Annotated in this window: 15 protein-coding genes; 3 read left to right on the top strand and 12 right to left on the bottom strand. The window is 71.7% G+C overall.

All coding sequences use genetic code 11. The features are described from left to right. Positions 1-5: 5 nt before the first annotated feature. The gene (locus ACIQVI_RS32715) at positions 6-1,004 is read left to right on the top strand and encodes an inorganic phosphate transporter (protein WP_121830847.1); all 999 of its coding nucleotides are present in this window, start codon (positions 6-8) and stop codon (positions 1,002-1,004) included. Positions 1,005-1,100: 96 nt separating this feature from the next. Here the strand turns inward: ACIQVI_RS32715 and pstB are convergent, their stop codons facing one another. The 11 genes from pstB to mshD all read right to left on the bottom strand — a co-directional run bounded on the left by pstB (position 1,101) and on the right by mshD (position 12,546). Further along, positions 1,101-1,877 (bottom strand): phosphate ABC transporter ATP-binding protein PstB, encoded by a 777-nt coding sequence (gene pstB / locus ACIQVI_RS32710; protein ID WP_121830846.1) that lies wholly within the window; start codon positions 1,875-1,877, stop codon positions 1,101-1,103. A gap of 24 nt (positions 1,878-1,901) precedes the next feature. Then, positions 1,902-2,975: a phosphate ABC transporter permease PstA gene (gene pstA, locus ACIQVI_RS32705; protein WP_403602601.1), complete on the bottom strand. Its 1,074-nt coding sequence runs from the start codon at positions 2,973-2,975 to the stop codon at positions 1,902-1,904. Further along, positions 2,972-3,946, bottom strand: coding sequence for a phosphate ABC transporter permease subunit PstC (gene pstC / locus ACIQVI_RS32700; protein ID WP_403602598.1), 975 nt, complete (start codon positions 3,944-3,946; stop codon positions 2,972-2,974). The genes pstA and pstC overlap by 4 nt, the downstream gene beginning before the upstream one ends. 112 nt (positions 3,947-4,058) lie before the next feature. Then, positions 4,059-5,201: a phosphate ABC transporter substrate-binding protein PstS gene (gene pstS / locus ACIQVI_RS32695; RefSeq protein ID WP_351971098.1), complete on the bottom strand. Its 1,143-nt coding sequence runs from the start codon at positions 5,199-5,201 to the stop codon at positions 4,059-4,061. 267 nt (positions 5,202-5,468) lie between these two features. Continuing rightward, on the bottom strand, positions 5,469-5,882 hold the full coding sequence (locus ACIQVI_RS32690; protein WP_403602594.1) for an NUDIX hydrolase: 414 nt from the start codon (positions 5,880-5,882) through the stop codon (positions 5,469-5,471). Next, positions 5,879-6,862: a CHAD domain-containing protein gene (locus tag ACIQVI_RS32685; RefSeq protein ID WP_403602591.1), complete on the bottom strand. Its 984-nt coding sequence runs from the start codon at positions 6,860-6,862 to the stop codon at positions 5,879-5,881. Before ACIQVI_RS32685 ends, ACIQVI_RS32690 begins: the two co-directional genes overlap by 4 nt. Beyond that, positions 6,849-9,077: an RNA degradosome polyphosphate kinase gene (locus ACIQVI_RS32680; protein ID WP_351971095.1), complete on the bottom strand. Its 2,229-nt coding sequence runs from the start codon at positions 9,075-9,077 to the stop codon at positions 6,849-6,851. The genes ACIQVI_RS32685 and ACIQVI_RS32680 overlap by 14 nt, the downstream gene beginning before the upstream one ends. A gap of 222 nt (positions 9,078-9,299) precedes the next feature. Continuing rightward, on the bottom strand, positions 9,300-10,283 hold the full coding sequence (locus ACIQVI_RS32675) for an ABC transporter permease (protein ID WP_403602588.1): 984 nt from the start codon (positions 10,281-10,283) through the stop codon (positions 9,300-9,302). Next, a complete protein-coding gene (locus ACIQVI_RS32670; protein ID WP_351971093.1) occupies positions 10,280-11,122 on the bottom strand; it encodes an ABC transporter ATP-binding protein in 843 nt (280 codons plus the stop codon). Before ACIQVI_RS32670 ends, ACIQVI_RS32675 begins: the two co-directional genes overlap by 4 nt. Beyond that, a complete protein-coding gene (locus ACIQVI_RS32665; RefSeq protein ID WP_121830860.1) occupies positions 11,119-11,508 on the bottom strand; it encodes a GntR family transcriptional regulator in 390 nt (129 codons plus the stop codon). The genes ACIQVI_RS32670 and ACIQVI_RS32665 overlap by 4 nt, the downstream gene beginning before the upstream one ends. Before the next feature lie 111 nt (positions 11,509-11,619). After that, positions 11,620-12,546 (bottom strand): mycothiol synthase, encoded by a 927-nt coding sequence (gene mshD / locus ACIQVI_RS32660; RefSeq protein ID WP_403602584.1) that lies wholly within the window; start codon positions 12,544-12,546, stop codon positions 11,620-11,622. Positions 12,547-12,702: 156 nt separating this feature from the next. Here mshD and ACIQVI_RS32655 point away from each other — a divergent pair, with 156 nt between their 5' ends. Further along, positions 12,703-14,544: a bifunctional metallophosphatase/5'-nucleotidase gene (locus ACIQVI_RS32655; protein ID WP_403602581.1), complete on the top strand. Its 1,842-nt coding sequence runs from the start codon at positions 12,703-12,705 to the stop codon at positions 14,542-14,544. Positions 14,545-14,653: 109 nt separating this feature from the next. Then, entirely contained in the window at positions 14,654-15,508 is an 855-nt protein-coding gene (locus ACIQVI_RS32650) for a phosphatidylinositol-specific phospholipase C (RefSeq protein ID WP_351971090.1), read from the top strand. Here ACIQVI_RS32650 and ACIQVI_RS32645 read toward each other — a convergent pair. Then, complete coding sequence (locus tag ACIQVI_RS32645) at positions 15,473-16,897, bottom strand: ATP-binding protein (protein WP_403602636.1); 1,425 nt, start codon at positions 16,895-16,897, stop codon at positions 15,473-15,475. The genes ACIQVI_RS32650 and ACIQVI_RS32645 overlap by 36 nt on opposite strands. Between the last annotated feature and the right edge of the window lie 23 nt (positions 16,898-16,920).

Raw genomic sequence — 16,920 nt, 5'->3', positions numbered from 1 at the left:
GCTTCGTGGACACCTTCGCTCTGATCGTGACCATCGGTGTCGCGCTCGGCTTCACGTATACGAACGGATTCCACGACTCCGCCAACGCCATCGCCACCTCGGTGTCGACCCGGGCCCTGACGCCCCGGGCGGCCCTGGCGATGGCGGCGGTGATGAACCTCGCGGGTGCCTTCATGGGCCAGGGGGTCGCCAAGACCGTCAGCGAGGGGCTCATCGAGACCCCCACCGGCGACAAGGGGATGGGCATCCTCTTCGCCGCGCTCGTGGGCGCGATCATCTGGAACCTGGTCACCTGGTACTTCGGCCTGCCGTCCTCCTCCTCGCACGCCCTGTTCGGCGGCATGGTGGGCGCGGCGCTCGCCGGCGGCACCGAGGTGATCTGGGGCGGGGTGCTCGACAAGATCGTCATCCCGATGTTCGTCTCGCCGGTGGTCGGCCTCGTGGCCGGTTACCTGGTGATGTGCGCGATCATGTGGATCTTCCGCAAGGCCAACCCGCACAAGGCGAAGCGGGGCTTCCGCATCGCGCAGACGGTGTCGGCGGCGGGCATGGCGCTCGGCCACGGCCTCCAGGACGCGCAGAAGACGATGGGCATCGTGGTGATGGCCCTGGTCATCGCCGACGTGCAGCAGGCGGGCGACGACATCCCGGTGTGGGTGAAGATCGCCTGTGCGGTGATGCTGTCGCTCGGTACGTACGCGGGCGGCTGGCGGATCATGCGGACGCTCGGCCGGAAGATCATCGAGCTGGACCCGCCGCAGGGCTTCGCGGCGGAGACCACGGGCGCGTCGATCATGTTCGGCTCGGCGTTCCTGTTCCACGCGCCGATCTCGACCACGCACGTCATCACCTCCGCGATCATGGGCGTGGGCGCGACGAAGCGCGTCAACGCGGTCCGGTGGGGCGTCGCCAAGAACATCATCCTGGGCTGGTTCATTACGATGCCTGCGGCGGCGCTGGTCGCCGCGTTGAGCTTCTACGTGGTGAGGCTCTGCTTCGGTTAAGGGCTTTCCGTACGGAAACGGGCCCGGTTCCCCTCGTGGGGGAGCCGGGCCCTTCGTCGTGCGGTGGCACCGCCATGCAGCACCGCAGGACGGCCTTTATCCGAAGCGGCCGGAGATGTAGTCCTCGGTCGCCTGGACGCTCGGGTTGGAGAAGATGCGCTCCGTGTCGTCCAGCTCGATCAGCTTGCCGGGCTGGCCGACGGCCGCCAGGTTGAAGAAGGCGGTGCGGTCGGAGACGCGGGCGGCCTGCTGCATGTTGTGCGTCACGATGACGATCGTGAAGCGCTCCTTCAGCTCGCCGATCAGGTCCTCGATGGCGAGGGTGGAGATCGGGTCGAGGGCCGAGCAGGGCTCGTCCATCAGCAGGACGTCGGGCTCGACCGCGATGGCGCGGGCGATGCACAGGCGCTGCTGCTGGCCGCCGGAGAGGCCGGAGCCCGGCTTGTTGAGGCGGTCCTTGACCTCGTTCCAGAGGTTCGCGCCCTTGAGGGACTTCTCGACGATGTCGTTGAGCTGGGACTTCTTGTACTTGCCGTTGAGCCGCAGGCCCGCCGCCACGTTGTCGAAGATCGACATGGTGGGGAAGGGGTTCGGCCGCTGGAAGACCATGCCGACCGTGCGGCGCACGGCGACCGGGTCGACGTTCGTCCCGTACAGGTTCTCGTCGTCCAGCATCACCTTGCCCTCGACGCGACCGCCGGGGGTGACCTCGTGCATCCGGTTCAGGGTGCGCAGGAAGGTGGACTTGCCGCAGCCGGAGGGGCCGATGAAGGCCGTCACGGAGCGGGGCTCGACGGTCATCGAGATGTCGTCGATCGCCTTGTGGGCGCCGTAGTAGGCGGAGAGGCCGCTGACGTCGATTCGCTTGGCCATCTGAATCACTTCCAATTGCCGCGGTCAGCGGCCGGTCTTCGGGGCCTTCCAGCGGGCGATGCCGCGGGCCACCAGGTTGAGGATCATGACGAAGGCGATCAGGACGAGCGCGGCGGCCCAGGCGCGGGCCACGGCGGCGTCGGTGCCGACCGCGTACTGCTCGTACACGTAGAGCGGCAGGGAGGACTGGGCGCCTTCGAAGGGGTTCGGGTTGATGAGCTTCGTACCGAACACGAGGAGCAGGACGGGGGCCGTCTCGCCGGTGATGCGGGCGACCGCGAGCATGACGCCCGTGGTGATGCCGCCGATCGCGGTGGGCAGGACCACCTTCAGGATGGTGCGCCACTTGGGGATGCCGAGGGCGAGGGAGGCCTCGCGGAGCTCGTTCGGGACGAGCTTGAGCATCTCCTCGGTGGAGCGGACCACGACCGGCATCATCAGGATGGCGAGGGCCATCGCGCCGGCGAAACCGGAGGGGCCGAAGCCCAGGGTCAGGTTCCAGGTGGTGAGGATGAAGAGACCGGTGACGATCGACGGGATGCCCGTCATGACGTCCACGAAGAAGGTGACGGCCTGGGCGAGCTTCCCGCCGCCGTACTCCACGAGGTAGACCGCGGTGAGCAGGCCGATCGGGGCGGCGATCAGGGTCGCGATGCCGACCTGCTCGATGGTGCCGAGCAGCGCGTGGTAGATGCCGCCGCCGGCCTCGGCGTCGAGGACGCCGTTCATCGAGTGGGTCAGGAAGTAGCCGTCGAGGACGGCGAGGCCCTTGCTGACCGTGACCCAGGCGAGGGAGAGCAGCGGGACGACGGCGAGGACGAAGCAGACCCAGACGAGGCTGGTGGCGACGCGGTCCTTGGCCTGTCGGCTGCCCTCGACCTTGGTGGTCAGGGCGTACGTGACGAGGACGAAGAGCAGGGCGGAGATCAGGCCCCACTGGACCTTGCTGTGCCAGCCGGCGGCGAGGCCGGTGCCGACGCCCGCGAGGACCGAGCCGGCGGCGACGGCCGCCGGGGTCCAGCGGGGGAGGCGGGCGTGGGAGAGGGATCCGCGGCGCGGGGCCACCGCGACCGGACGGTCCTGAATGGCGTGGCTCATGCCGCTGCCCCCGAGTACTCCTTGCGGCGGCCGATGATCCAGCGGGCCGCGCCGTTGACGAGCAGGGTGATGGCGAAGAGAACGAGACCGGACGCGATGAGGGCGTCCCGGCCGTACTCGTTGGCCTCGTTGAACTTGGCGGCGATGTTCTGGGCGAAGGTGCCGCCGCCCGGGTCGAGCAGGTGGCCCGAGATGAGGAAGCTGGGGGAGAGGACCACGGCGACGGCCATGGTCTCGCCGAGCGCGCGGCCGAGGCCCAGCATGGAGGCGGAGATGATGCCGGAGCGGCCGAAGGGCAGCACCGACATGCGGATGACCTCCCAGCGCGTGGCGCCGAGGGCGAGGGCGGCCTCCTCGTGCATCTTCGGGACCTGGAGGAAGACCTCGCGGGTCACGTTGGTGATGATCGGGAGGATCATGATCGCCAGGAGGATGCCCACGGTGAAGAGGCTGCGGGCGACGCCGTCCTGGGACTTGTCGAAGATGTACGTCCAGCCGAGGTACTGGTCGAGCCACTCGTTCAGGCCGGCCAGGTACGGGACGAGGAAGATCGCGCCCCAGAGGCCGTAGATGATGCTGGGCACGGCGGCGAGCAGGTCGACGACGTACGCGAGGGGCTTGGCGAGCCGGCGCGGGGCGTAGTGCGAGATGAAGAGCGCGATGCCGATCGCGACCGGGACGGCGATGACCATCGCGACGACCGACGAGACGACGGTGCCGAAGGCGAGGACGGCGATGCCGAAGACCGGCGGGTCGCCGGCCGGGTTCCACTCGAAGGTGGTGAAGAAGTTGGTGCTGTCCTTCGAGATGGCGAGGACGGCGCGGTAGCTGAGGAAGACCGCGATCGCGGCCATGATGACGAGGAGGGTGATGCCGGAGCCTCGGGAGAGCCCGCTGAAGACGCGGTCCCCGGGGCGGGAGGCGCTCTTGGCGCTCCGGCTCCTCTTGAGCTCTGGTGTGGTGGTGGCCATCTGCTTCTCCGGTCTGCGGGGCCCGTACGGGTCGTACGGGCTCCTGGCGGCGGTGCACCGGATGCCGGGGGCGGCTCCTCCACGGGAGGTGGGGGCCGCCCCCGGCCGGGGGTCAGGACAGGGTGGGGACGATCGTGCGGACCTTGGCGGCGATCTCGGCCGGGAGCGGGGCGTAGCCGGCGTCGGTGAGGACCTTCTGGCCCTCCTCGCTCACGGTGTAGTTGAGGAAGGCCTTCAGGGTCGGCAGGGTCTCCGCCTTGTTGCCCTTGTCGCAGGCGATCTCGTACGTGACGAGGACGATCGGGTAGGCGCCCTCGGCCTTGGTGGCGTAGTCGAGGGAGAGGGCCAGGTCGCTGCCGGTGCCCTTGACCTTGGCGGCGGCGATGGCCTTGGAGGCGTTCTCCGAGGTGGCGGCGACCGGGGCGGCGGCGCCGGTGTTGATGCTGACCGTGGAGATCTTGTTCGCGGTGGCGTACGAGAGCTCGAAGTAGCCGATGGAGCCCTCGGCGTCCTTGACCGCGGTGGCGACGCCGGAGGAGCCGTTGGCGGCCTGGCCGCCCTGGGCGGGCCACGACTTCGACTTCGGGTCGTGCTTCCAGTCGGCCGCGGCGGCGGTCGAGAGGTACTTGCCCAGGTTCTGGGTGGTGCCCGACTCGTCGGAGCGGTGGAAGGCCTGGATGGTGGAGTCGGGGAGCTTGGCGCCCGGGTTCAGCTTGGCGATCGCCGGGTCGTTCCACTTGGTGATCTTGTTGTCGAAGATCTTGGCGATGGTGGCGGCGTCCAGGACCAGGTTGTCCACGCCCTCCAGCTTGTAGCCGATGGCGATGGGGCCGCCGACCATGGGCAGGTTGACGCCCTTGCCGGTCTTGCAGATCTTCTGGGACTCGGCGACCTCTTCGTCCTTCAGGGCGGAGTCGGAGCCCGCGAAGGCGACCTGGCCCTGGTTGAACTTGGTGATGCCGCCGCCGGAACCGATGGCCTGGTAGTTGATCTCGACGCCGGAGCAGGCGGCCTGGAAGTTCTTGACCCACAGGTCCATCGCGTTCTTCTGCGCGCTGGAGCCGGCCGCGAGGAGCTGGCCCTTGGCGCCCTCACAGGCGACGTTGGAGGCGGCGGCGGAGGTGCTGCCGCCGTCCTTCTTGTCCGGGGTCGCGGTGTTGTTGTCCGAGCCACACGCCGAGAGGACCAGGGCGCCGGAGACGACGAGGGCACCGATCGCGGAGGCGCGAAGCCCGTTCTTGCGCGAAAGCTTCACTTTCGGGTGTTCCTTCCAGGAGCCGCCTTGTCGCGGACCGAGTGTCCTGAACGTTCTACGGCGGCGTGTGTCGGTTTGGCGGGTGCTTCGCTGTGCTCCGAGCACCTCGTAAGGCCGAAATTAGGCAGAACAGGTGAAGCGGTCGACGGGGGAGGGTGAACGGGAAGTGAACCGTGCCGGAAGCCCGGGGGTGGGGGTGCGGGCGAGCGGCGTGGTGGTGGGTGGCACGGTGGTGTCGCGCCCGGCGGTCGGGCGCGGGAGTCCGGCTCAGTGGCGGGTCGCCACCGCCGCGTCCAGGAGGTCCCGGTCCCTCGGTTGGGTCAGGCGGGGGTGGGCCTCGGCCGGGGGGAGCCAGAGGAGGGCGTCGACCTCCCGGGACGGGGTGAAGGCGCCGTCGAGGGCGCGGGCCGACCAGTAGGCGACCTCCTTGGGGCGGCCCGCCACCGCGTAGCGGACCGTGGGCAGCCGGGGGCCGAGCGCGCAGTGGCGGCCCGTCTCCTCCAGGACCTCGCGCCGCGCGCACTCCTCCGCCGTCTCGCCGCGCTTCAGCTTCCCCTTGGGGTGCGACCAGTCGTCGTACTTCGGCCGGTGGACCAGCGCGATCTCGATCCCCCGTCCCGAGGGCGCCGGGCGCCACAGGACGCAGCCCGCCGCCAGGATCGGGTCCCCGGAGGCGGTCACGGGACCGGGGCCGTCGTCCTGCGCCAGGCGCGCTGGAAGGCGAAGCGGGCGGCCTCGACCTCGTGGCGCTGGTCGGCGTGGAGGACGCCGAGGGCGTAGGCCGTCGCCGGGGCGATCCGGGGGGTGCGGGCGGCGGTGGCGGCGGCCGACGCGGCCTCGGCGGCGTCGCGGTGCCGGTCCAGGGCGCGGGCCGCCTCGTACAGGACGGGGTCCGGCTCGCCTCCGGCGTACAGGGCCTCGGTGGCGTACCGGTGCAGCCGGAGCAGCAGCCGGGTCTGGTGCCAGGGCGCGTCCTGGGTCTCCCCGGCGGCCAGGGCGAGGGCGTCGGCGTTGTACGGGTGGGCCGCCCGGGTCAGCGGGAGGGCGGCGACCGCGTCCAGGAGGCGTCTTTCGGCCACTCCGGCGGAGGCGTCCATGACCTCGGCGGCGGGCGCGGCGGAGGCGGGTCCGAGCGGCACCTCGGAGGCGAGGAGGGCGACGGCGTCCGCGACCGCGTGGAAGCGGGCGGAGCCGAGCGCCTGGAGGGCCGCCGAGTGGGCGCGCGTACGGGCCAGGGTGAGCTGGCGCTCCAGGAGGGCGCCGGCCCGGGCCGCGCCGACCGAGAGTCCGGCGGGCTCGCTGCCCCGGGCGGCGGGGACGGGCCCGCCGCCGCTCGACAGGCGGGACAGCGCGTCCACCAGGCGGACCAGCCGGGAGGTGCAGGCCTGCTCCACGGCCAGGGTGCCCGAGAGCCAGGCCAGCTCGGTGCGCAGCTCGTCGGCCCAGCCGCCGTCGAGCAGCGGCCGGAAGGTGTGGAGGGTGGCGCCGATCCGGCGGGCGGCGGCCCGCAGGGTGCGGGCCGCCTCCTCGGCCCCGGCGGTGTCGGAGCCGCTCTCGCCGTGCAGGCGCAGGCCGCGGAGGAAGTCCGCGGCGCGGGCATGGAGGTAGGGGGCCAGGACCTCGCCCGCCGTGACGTCCTGCGACTGGTCAGGGTTGTGCACGCCTGCGCCTCCGCGCGTCGATGAGCATCTCCTGGACGTGCCGCAGGGGCCGTCCCTCGGGGTCGGTCGCGTGCCGCGTCCAGTTCCCGTCCGGGCCGAGGTGCCAGGAGGAGGTGGTGTCGGACATCCCGGTCTCCAGGAGCCGGGTGAGGGCCGCCCGGTGCCCCGGGTCGGAGACCCGTACGAGGGCCTCGATCCGGCGGTCCAGGTTGCGGTGCATCATGTCGGCGCTGCCGAACCACACCTCGGGCTCGCCGCCGTTGCAGAAGGCGAAGATCCGGGAGTGCTCCAGGAAGCGGCCGAGGATCGAGCGGACCCGGATGTTCTCGGAGAGCCCGGCGACCCCGGGCCGTACGGCGCAGATGCCGCGGACCCAGATGTCGACGGGAACGCCGGCCCGCGAGGCCTGGTAGCAGGCGTCGATGACGGCCTCGTCGACCATCGAGTTGACCTTGATCCGTACGTACGCGGGCCGGCCGGCGCGGTGGTGGGCGATCTCCTTGGTGATCCGGGAGACCAGGCCGTCCCGCAGCGACTTCGGGGCGGTGAGCAGGCGCCGGTAGGTCTCGCGGCGCGAGTAGCCGGAGAGCCGGTTGAACAGGTCGGAGAGGTCCGCGCCGACCTGCGGGTCGGCGGTGAGCAGGCCGAGGTCCTCGTAGAGCCGGGCCGTCTTGGGGTGGTAGTTGCCGGTGCCGACGTGCGAGTACCGGCGGAGCAGCTCGCCCTCCTGCCGTACGACGAGCGACAGCTTGCAGTGGGTCTTGAGGCCGACGAGGCCGTAGACGACGTGGCAGCCGGCCTCCTCCAGCTTGCGCGCCCACTTGATGTTGGCCTGCTCGTCGAAGCGGGCCTTGATCTCGACGAGGACGAGGACCTGCTTGCCGGACTCGGCGGCGTCGATGAGGGCGTCCACTATCGGGGAGTCGCCGGAGGTCCGGTACAGCGTCTGCTTGATCGCCAGGACGTCCGGGTCGGCCGCCGCCTGCTCCAGGAAGGCCTGGACGGAGGTGGAGAACGAGTCGTACGGGTGGTGCAGGAGCACGTCCCGCTCGCGCAGCGCGGCGAAGACGTCCGGCGCGGACGCGGACTCGACCTCGGCGAGGTCCCGGTGGGTGCCGGCGACGAACGTCGGGTACTTCAGCTCGGGCCGGTCCTGCCCGGCGATCCCGAAGAGGCCGGTGAGGTCGAGCGGGCCGGGCAGCGGGTAGACCTCGGCGTCGGAGACCTTCAGCTCGCGGACCAGCAGGTCGAGGACGTACGGGTCGATGGACTCCTCGACCTCCAGGCGGACCGGCGGGCCGAAGCGGCGCCGCATGAGCTCCTTCTCCAGGGCCTGGAGCAGGTTCTCGGCATCGTCCTCCTCGACCTCCAGGTCCTCGTTCCTGGTCACCCGGAACATGTGGTGCGCGAGCACCTCCATGCCGGGGAACAGCTCCTCCAGGTGCGCGGCGATGACGTCCTCCAGGGGGACGTACCGCTGCGGGGAGGCCTCCAGGAAGCGGGAGAGCAGCGGGGGCACCTTCACGCGCGCGAAGTGGCGGTGGCCGCTGACCGGATTGCGCACGACCACGGCGAGGTTGAGCGAGAGCCCCGAGATGTACGGGAAGGGGTGGGCCGGGTCGACGGCCAGCGGGGTGAGGACGGGGAAGATCTGCTGGCGGAAGAGGGTGAAGAGCCGGGCCTGCTCCTTCTCCGTGAGCTCGGGCCAGCGGATCAGGTGGATGCCCTCGTCGGCCAGGGCCGGGGCCACGTCCTGCTGGTAGCAGGCGGCGTGCCGGGCCATGAGCTCGCGCGAGCGGGTCCAGATCAGGTCGAGGACCTCGCGGGGCTGGAGGCCGGAGGCGGAGCGGGTGGCGACGCCGGTGGCGATGCGGCGCTTGAGACCGGCGACCCGGACCATGAAGAACTCGTCCAGGTTCGAGGCGAAGATCGCGAGGAAGTTCGCCCGTTCGAGGAGGGGGGTCGTGGGGTCCTCGGCGAGTTCGAGGACGCGTTCGTTGAACGCGAGCCAGCTGCGCTCCCGGTCGAGGAACCGCCCCTGGGGCAGTTCGGCGCCGAGCGCGCCGTCGCTCTCGTACGTGTCGGGATCGGTGTCCAGGCCGGAGTCGAGGTCGGTGGCCGTCTGCGGACGGTGCGCGGCTATGGAACCGAGGGGGGCGGGGGACGCGGAGGGCGCGGAGGGCTGGACCGGGACCTCGGCGGGCTGCTGGCTCATGACCCCATTCTTCCGCGCGGGGGACTTCTCGGGCGCGTCGGAGCGGGCCGCGGGGGAGGGAAGCCTCCCTTTGGGAAGGCCGGACACGGAGCGCTTCATTGCGTGAGCGTCGCAAGCGCTTCTGAATGGCCGGTAACGACGACATGTCGTACGGGAATCGGGGGCGGGGCCGTGCGCGGGCCCCGCGCCCCTTTTCTCTTTGCGGAGGGTGTCTGCGGAGGGCTACGGGTGCCGGGCGCGCAGGAGGCGGAAGGCGGCGTAGGCCGCGAGGGCGGCGAGGGCGAGGAGGATGCCGGTCTCGATGAGCTGGGTGGGCCAGAAGTGGGAGGCGGGGTGGTAGTCGACGTACTGGGCGTTGACGCCGTGCCGGACGAGGCAGTTCTCGACGATCTTCATTCCCCCGTCCTCGATGGCGTCGAGGCCGGGGGTCTTGTTCACCTCGTCCCAGCAGACCGACTCGTCGAAGCGGGTGCCGGAGGTGGTGAGCAGTCCCGTGTTCATGACGAGGCCGTCGTCCGGGGCCCAGAGCGTGGTGTCGCGCGGGCCGGTGATCGTCCTCACCGTCAGGAAGGACCAGCGGAACGCGCCCAGGACGAGCGCGACCACGCCCATGACGAGGCCCGTGACCGCCATGGCGACCAGGGTGCGGCGGACCAGTTGCCCGACGAGGGCGCCGACGGCGACGGCGGCGAGGACGTACGCGAGGAGGACGACGCCGCTCGCCTCGTACGGGCCCCGGTCGGACCAGTTGAGGTTCCAGGTGCCCGAGGTCCGGCCCCAGCCGATCCGGAAGACGGCCATGAGGGCGAGGGTGGTCGCGAGCGCGACGGCGGTCGCGGTGAGGAGCTTGGCGCGGAGCCAGGCCGCCGGGCTCACCGACTGGGTGAGGGAGAGCTTGTACGTCCCCGACTCGAATTCACGGGCGACCAGCGGGCCCGCGACGAAGGCGCCGGCGAGCAGCGGCAGCAGGATCATGCCGAGGGACAGCTGTTCCATGCCGAAGATGAGCAGACGGACGGCCTTGTTGTCCTCGGCCGGGAGCAGGTAGCCGTCCTCCACGGGCACGTCCGGGGTCTGGAGGTCCCAGATCCGCAGTCCCCCGATCACCGCCAGCGCCGCGAGCACCAGCGCGCCCGCCAGCCACAGCGTCCGCCGGTACTGGCGGACCGTCACCCAGTAGGGGCCCTTCAGGGTGGGCGTGCTCATGCCGGGGCTCCCTCGGAGGTGCGGAGGTGGGCGAGGAGGAGTTCTTCCAGGGAGGGTTCGGAGGTCTCCCAGGGGCCTTCGACCGGGCCCTCGCGGCGGATCAGGGCGGTGAGCTGGCGGCCGGTGGTGCGGGAGTCGACCACCGTGTGCGGGGCGAGGTCGGCGACGGGGCCGGTGAGCAGGGTGTGGGCGGCGAGGAGGTCCTCGACGGGGCCGTCGAGGCGGATCCGGCCGCCGTGGAGCAGGAGGAGGTGGTCGCAGGAGCCCTCCAGCTCGGTGAGGATGTGGGACGACATGACGACGGTGGTGCCGTTCTCGGCGGCGTCGGCCATGAGCAGGCCCATCAGCTGGTGCCGGGCGAGCGGGTCGAGGTCGGCCATCGGCTCGTCCAGGAGGAGCAGTTCGGGCCGCTTGCCGAGGGCGAGCGCGAGGGCGACGCGGGTGCGCTGGCCGCCGGAGAGGTGGTGCACGAGGGTGTCGGAGGAGAAGCCGCCGCCCTCGACGACCCGCTCGGCGAGGGCGGTGTCCCAGCGTCCGGGGTTGAGCTCGCGGCCCATGCGCAGGGTGTCGGCGACGCTGAGCCGGGGGTGGAGCGGCTTGTCCTGGGCGACGTACGCGAGGCGTTCGCGTCCCGGCCCCGCGAGGGTGCCCTCGGTGGGGCGCAGGAGCCCGGCGGCGAGGGCGAGGAGGGTGGACTTGCCGGCGCCGTTGGGGCCGACGAGGGCGCAGATCCGGCCTTCGGGGAGGGCGAAGTCGCACTCCCGCAGGGCCCAGCCGCCTCTGCGTCCTCCGTACTTCTTGCCCAGGAGGTCCGCCCTCAGGGCGGTGTCCTTGGTCATCGGTCGTCGTCCCCCTCGAAGTGTTCTTTCAGCACGGAGGTGAAGAGCGCGGCCACGTCGTCCCGTTCGAGCCCCGCGGCCCGTGCCCGGCGGGCCCAGTCGGCGAGTTCGCCGCGCAGCGGCGAGTCGGCGGGGCCGGTGCCGAGGGTGGCGCGGACGAAGGTGCCGAGGCCGCGGCGGGCCTCGACGAGGCCTTCGCGTTCGAGCTCGCGGTAGGCCTTGAGGACCGTGTTGGGGTTGATGGCCGTCGCCTCGACGACCTCGCGTGCGGTGGGCAGCCGGTCGCCGGGCTCCAGGAGGCCCATCCGGAGGGCCTGTTTCGTCTGCTGGACGATCTGGAGGTAGGTGGCGACGCCACTGCGCCGGTCGATGCGGTACTCGACCACGATCCCTTCCACCACCCTTTCACTAATCAAGTAGTGAAAGGGTGGTGGAAAGAAGGGGGCGGTGTCAACCGCCCCCTCGTATCCGGTACTTACGACTCCGTGCGGACGGGTCTACGACTCCGTGCGGTACATCAGGTCCACCTCGTGCGTGGTGAAGCCCAGCCCCTCGTACACCCGCACCGCCGTCGAGTTGTCCCCGTCCACGTACAGCATCGCCGTCGGCAGCCCCTGTGCCGCCAGGTGCCGCAGGCCGATCGCGGTGAGGGCCTTGCCGAGGCCGCCGCCCTGGGCCTCGGGCAGGATGCCGACCACGTACACCTCGCCGAGCCGCTCCTCGGCGTGCGTCTTCGTCCAGTGGAAGCCGACGAGCCGTCCGTCCTCCTCCGCGAGGAAGAAGCCCTTCGGGTCGAACCACGGCTCGGCGGCGCGGTCGTCCAGGTCCCGCTGGGTGAGCGAGCCCTGCTCGGGGTGGTGGGCGAAGGCGGCGGCGTTGACGGCGAGCCAGGCCGCGTCGTCCTGCCCGGGGACGAAGGTGCGGACGGTGACGCCCTCGGGCAGCACCGGCTCCGGGATGTCGAGCGGCACCAGGGACCGCCGCAGCTGGCGCAGTTCGCGGAAGAGGGTCAGGCCGAGGACCTGGGCCAGGTGCCGGGCGGCCGGCTTGCCGCCGTGCGCCCAGACGCGCAGCCGCTTGCCGGAGGCGTCGAGCAGGGCCGTGCCGAGCGCCCGGCCGTGTCCGCGCCCGCGCCGGTCGGGGTGGACGACCAGCTCGGCGGCCGGGGCCTCGATCGGGTCGGTCTCCTCCAGCTGGGCGTAGCCGTAGAGGTGGGGGCCGACGGTCAGCAGGAAGTGCCGCACGCCCTCGCGGCGGCCGTTGCGCAGGTAGAGCCGCCCCTGTTCGGACACGGCGTGCATCCCGTCGGCCCGGTCGGCGGCCTCCAGGAGCTCCCCCACGTCCTGGACCTGTCCGGGGGTGAGCTCGTCGTACGTGTGGATCTGCCGTCCGGGTTCGAGGTCCGGTGCCGCGTCGGAAGTCATGGCACGAGCCTACGGCGGCCCGTCGCCGCCCGGTGGAAAGCGGGCGGCAACCGTCTTGTAATCCGCACCCCCCTGTTGCGCTACGCGCGTTGACCCTAGGCTGCACCGGCATACGGGAAGTGCGTCCCGTAGAGGCGCAAGGGGAACAGAGGACAGATGGCAGCGACACCGAGGAAGAGCAGGACGGCGCGACGGATCCTCGCCGCGGGGGCCGGACTCGTGACGGTCGGGGCGCTGGTCGCCGCGATGCCGTCGGCCGGCGCGGCCGGTGACCGGTTCGGCGGTGGGCACGGTCACGGACACGGGCACGGCAAGGGGCAGGGCCGTCTGGTCGACGTCCAGTTGCTCTCCTTCAACGACCTGCACGGCAACCTGGAGCCGCCGACCGGTTCGTCGGGCCGGCTCACCCACCTGAACGAGGACGGCACCACCCGGACCATCGAGGGCGTCGGCGGCGTCGAGTACCTCGCCACGCACCTGCGGCAGGCCCGCAAGGGCAACCCGTACTCCGTCACCGCCGCGGCGGGCGACATGATCGGCGCCTCGCCGCTGGTCTCCGGGCTCTTCCACGACGAGCCGACCATCGAGGCGCTGAACAAGCTGAAGCTCGACGTGACCTCGGTCGGCAACCACGAGTTCGACGAGGGCGCGCGCGAGCTGGCCCGGATGCAGAACGGCGGCTGTCACCCGACCGAGGGCTGTTTCGAGAAGGGCAAGAGGTTCAAGGGCGCCGACTTCCCCTACCTCGCGGCCAACGTGACGAACGAGAAGAGCGGCAGGCCGCTGCTCGACCCGTACTTCGTCTGGGAGCGCAACGGCGTCAGGATCGGCTTCATCGGCGTCACCCTCGAAGGCACGGCGAACATCGTGTCCGCCGAGGGCATCAAGGGCCTGAAGTTCGGCGACGAGGTCGAGACGATCAACAAGTACGCCAAGGTGCTGGAGCGCAAGGGCGTGAAGTCGATCGTCGCCCTGCTCCACGAGGGCGGCCTGCCCGCCTCGGGCGCGTACAACTACGACTGCGACAGCCCGGGTCCCGGCAACGGCATCTCCGGTCCGATCGTCGACATCGCCAAGAACGTCAGCCCGCAGGTCGACGCCCTGGTCACCGGCCACACCCACCAGGCGTACGCGTGCACGATCCCGGACCCGGCGGGCAAGCCGCGCACGGTCACCTCGGCGGCCTCCTTCGGCCGGCTCTACACCGACACGACGCTGACCTACGACCGGCGCACGAACGACATCGTCCGCACGGCCGTCGCCTCCGCGAACCACGTCGTCACCCGTGACGTGAAGCCGGCCAAGGACATGACCAAGCTGATCGACCGGTGGAAGACCCTGGCCGCGCCGATCGCCAACCGTCCCGTCGGCCACGTCGCCGCCGACATCGAGAACCCCCTCGACCCCCAGGCCTACGAGAAGCCGCTGGGCGACCTGATCGCGGACGCGCAGCTGGAGGGCATGGCCCCGGCCGACAAGGGCGGCGCCCAGCTCGCCCTGATGAACCCGGGCGGCATCCGCGCGCCCCTGACCCACAAGGCGTCCGGCGCCGAGGGCGACGGGGTCGTGACCTACGGCGAGGCGTACACCGTCCAGCCGTTCACCAACATGATGACGGCGGTCGACCTGACCGGCGCGCAGCTCGTCACCGCGCTCCAGCAGCAGGTCAGCGGCGCCAACCTGGCGTCCCCGAAGATCCTCCAGGTGTCGAAGGGCTTCACGTACACCCTGGACACGACGAAGGCCGGCGCCGACCGGATCGTGGTCTCCTCGGTGCGGCTGAACGGCGAGCCGATCGACCCGGCGAAGACCTACCGGGTCGCGATGAACGAGTTCCTGTCCGGCGGCGGCGACGGCTTCGCCGTCCTGAAGGACCACAAGAACAAGCTGGTCGGCGCGTCCGACCTGGACATGTTCACCGCCTACCTGACGGCCCACTCCACGGCCTCCGCACCGCTCCCGGTGCCGGCCGCGAACCGCATCACCGTCATCAAGTAACCCTCCGGGGAGGGGCGGCGGACCGTTTCGGCGGGCCGCCTCCCCCTCGTGTTTTCCCCCGTGCCGCACCCTGGCGGTGGTTGAAGTGGACCTGTCATAGTGCGGTGCCATGGAGCGACGACGATTCCTCGTGGGGGCCGCGGCCGCCGGTGCCGCCCTGCTCGTCGGGGCGCCGCCCGCCTCGGCCGTGGACGTGCGGGCGTGGATGGGCGGGCACGGGGACGGGACCGCGCTGGACCGGCTCACCATCCCCGGCACGCACGACTCCGGGGCCCGGTTCGGCGGGCCCTGGAGCGAGTGCCAGAACACCACGATCGCCCAGCAGCTGGACAGCGGCATCCGCTTCCTGGACGTGCGGTGCCGGGTGACCGGGGGGTCGTTCGCGATCCACCACGGGGCCTCGTACCAGAACGCGATGTTCGGCGACGTGCTGATCGCCTGCCGGGACTTCCTCGCCGCCCACCCCTCCGAGACCGTCCTCATGCGGGTCAAGCAGGAGTACTCCGAGGAGTCCGACGCCACCTTCCGGGCCGTCTTCGACGACTACCTCGACCGCCGGGGCTGGCGCCCCCTCTTCCGGATCGGCGACCGGCTGCCGCTCCTCGGCGAGGCGCGCGGGAAGGTCGTCCTCATCGCCGACAACGGCGGGCTGCCCGGCCTGAAGTGGTGGGACGGGTCCCAGATCGCCCTCCAGGACGACTGGAACGCGCTGCCCGACGCCAAGTACCCCAAGATCCAGGCCCACTTCCGGGCCGCCGTCGACCGGCCGGGGCGGCTCTACGTCAACTTCGTCAGCACCTCCGCGTACCTCCCGCCCCGCTGGAACTCCGACCGGCTCAACCCCCGCGTCCACGGCTTCCTCGACGGCGCCGAGCTGGCCGGCCGGACCGGGCTCGGGATCGTCCCCCTGGACTTCCCGAACACCCGGTCAGGCCTGGTCGAAGCCCTCCTCCGGCACAACTGAGACCCCGGAGGCCCCGTCCGGCGGCGGTGTCGGCGCTCCCGGCAGCCGCACCGTCGCCACCGTCCCGCCGCCCTCCGCCGGGGCCAGCGCCACCGTGCCGCCCGCCTGCCGGACCGTGCGCGCCACGATCGACAGGCCCAGGCCCGAGCCCGGCAGGCTGCGGGCCGACGGCGAGCGCCAGAAGCGGTCGAAGACGTGCGGCAGCTCGTCCGCAGGGATGCCGGGACCGTGGTCCCGGACCGTCAGCTCGCCCCGCATCAGGGTCACCTCGACCGTCCCCCGGGGCGGCGAGAACTTCACCGCGTTGTCCAGGACGTTCACCAGGGCCCGTTCGAGCGCCGCCGCCTCCGCCCGTACGTACCAGGGCGCCAGGTCCGTCACGAAGGTCAGCTCCGGGCCGCGCAGCCGCGCCCGGTCCAGGGCCGCCCGCAGCACCGTGTGCAGCGGCACCACTTCGAGCGGCGCCGAGCGCCCCGCGTCCGGCCGGGCCAGCTCCTGGAGGTCCCCGATCAGCGAGGCCAGCTCCGTCATCTGCGCCTTCACCGAGGCCATCAGGGCCCGCCGGTCCTCCGGCGGGATCGCCCGGCCCGTCTCCTCGCTCCGCGCGAGGAGCTCCACGTTCGTACGGAGCGAGGTCAGCGGCGTCCGCAGCTCGTGCCCCGCGTCCGCGATCAGCCGCGCCTGGAGGTCCCGGGAGGTCGCGAGCGCCGCCGTCATCGCGTTGAACGAGCGCGAGAGCCGGGCGATCTCGTCCTCGCCCTCCACCGGGATGCGGACCGTCAGGTCCTCGGTCGCCGCCACGTGCTCCACGGCCCCGGTCAGCCGGTTCACCGGCTCCAGGCCCGTCCGTGCCACCCACAGCCCCGCCGCGCCCGCGCCGACGACCCCGATCCCGGAGACCAGGAGCAGCACCCAGCGCAGCGTCGACATCGAGTTGTCGATCTCGGCGAGCGGCCGGGCGAGGGAGACCGCGAGGCCGGGCGTCCTCTCCTGCGGGTAGGTGTAGACGCGCATCTCGCGGCCGGAGGCGTCCTTCACCGTGTGCAGGACGTCCTCCAGGCGCCCCTGCGCCACCGCGAGGTCGGCGCTCCCGACGGGGATCGAGGCCTCCCCCGAGGTGCACACGCTCCCGTCGGCGAGGATCACCTGCACCGTGTACGAGCCCGCCACCGACGGCGGCGCGGTGCCCTGACGGCAGAACGAGAGGATGTTCTGCGCCCCGCCCGGATCGAGCCGGGTCGAGCGCAGCGCGGAGTCCAGCTCGGCCTCCAGCTGCTCCCGCGTCACGAACCAGCAGGCCAGCGACACCCCCGCCACCGCGAGCGCCACCGCGACGGCGGTGAGCAGGGCGAGCCGGGAGCGCAGCGGCCGGGAGCGGAACCAGGCCAGGGGGCGGAAGCGGCGGCCGGGCG

It is taken from the genome of Streptomyces sp. NPDC098101, from assembly GCF_044760185.1.
In the GTDB taxonomy this organism is placed as follows: Bacteria; Actinomycetota; Actinomycetes; order Streptomycetales; family Streptomycetaceae; genus Streptomyces.
The sequence above is the reverse complement of the archived record's forward strand: the minus strand, read 5'-3'. Positions and strand labels throughout refer to the sequence as shown.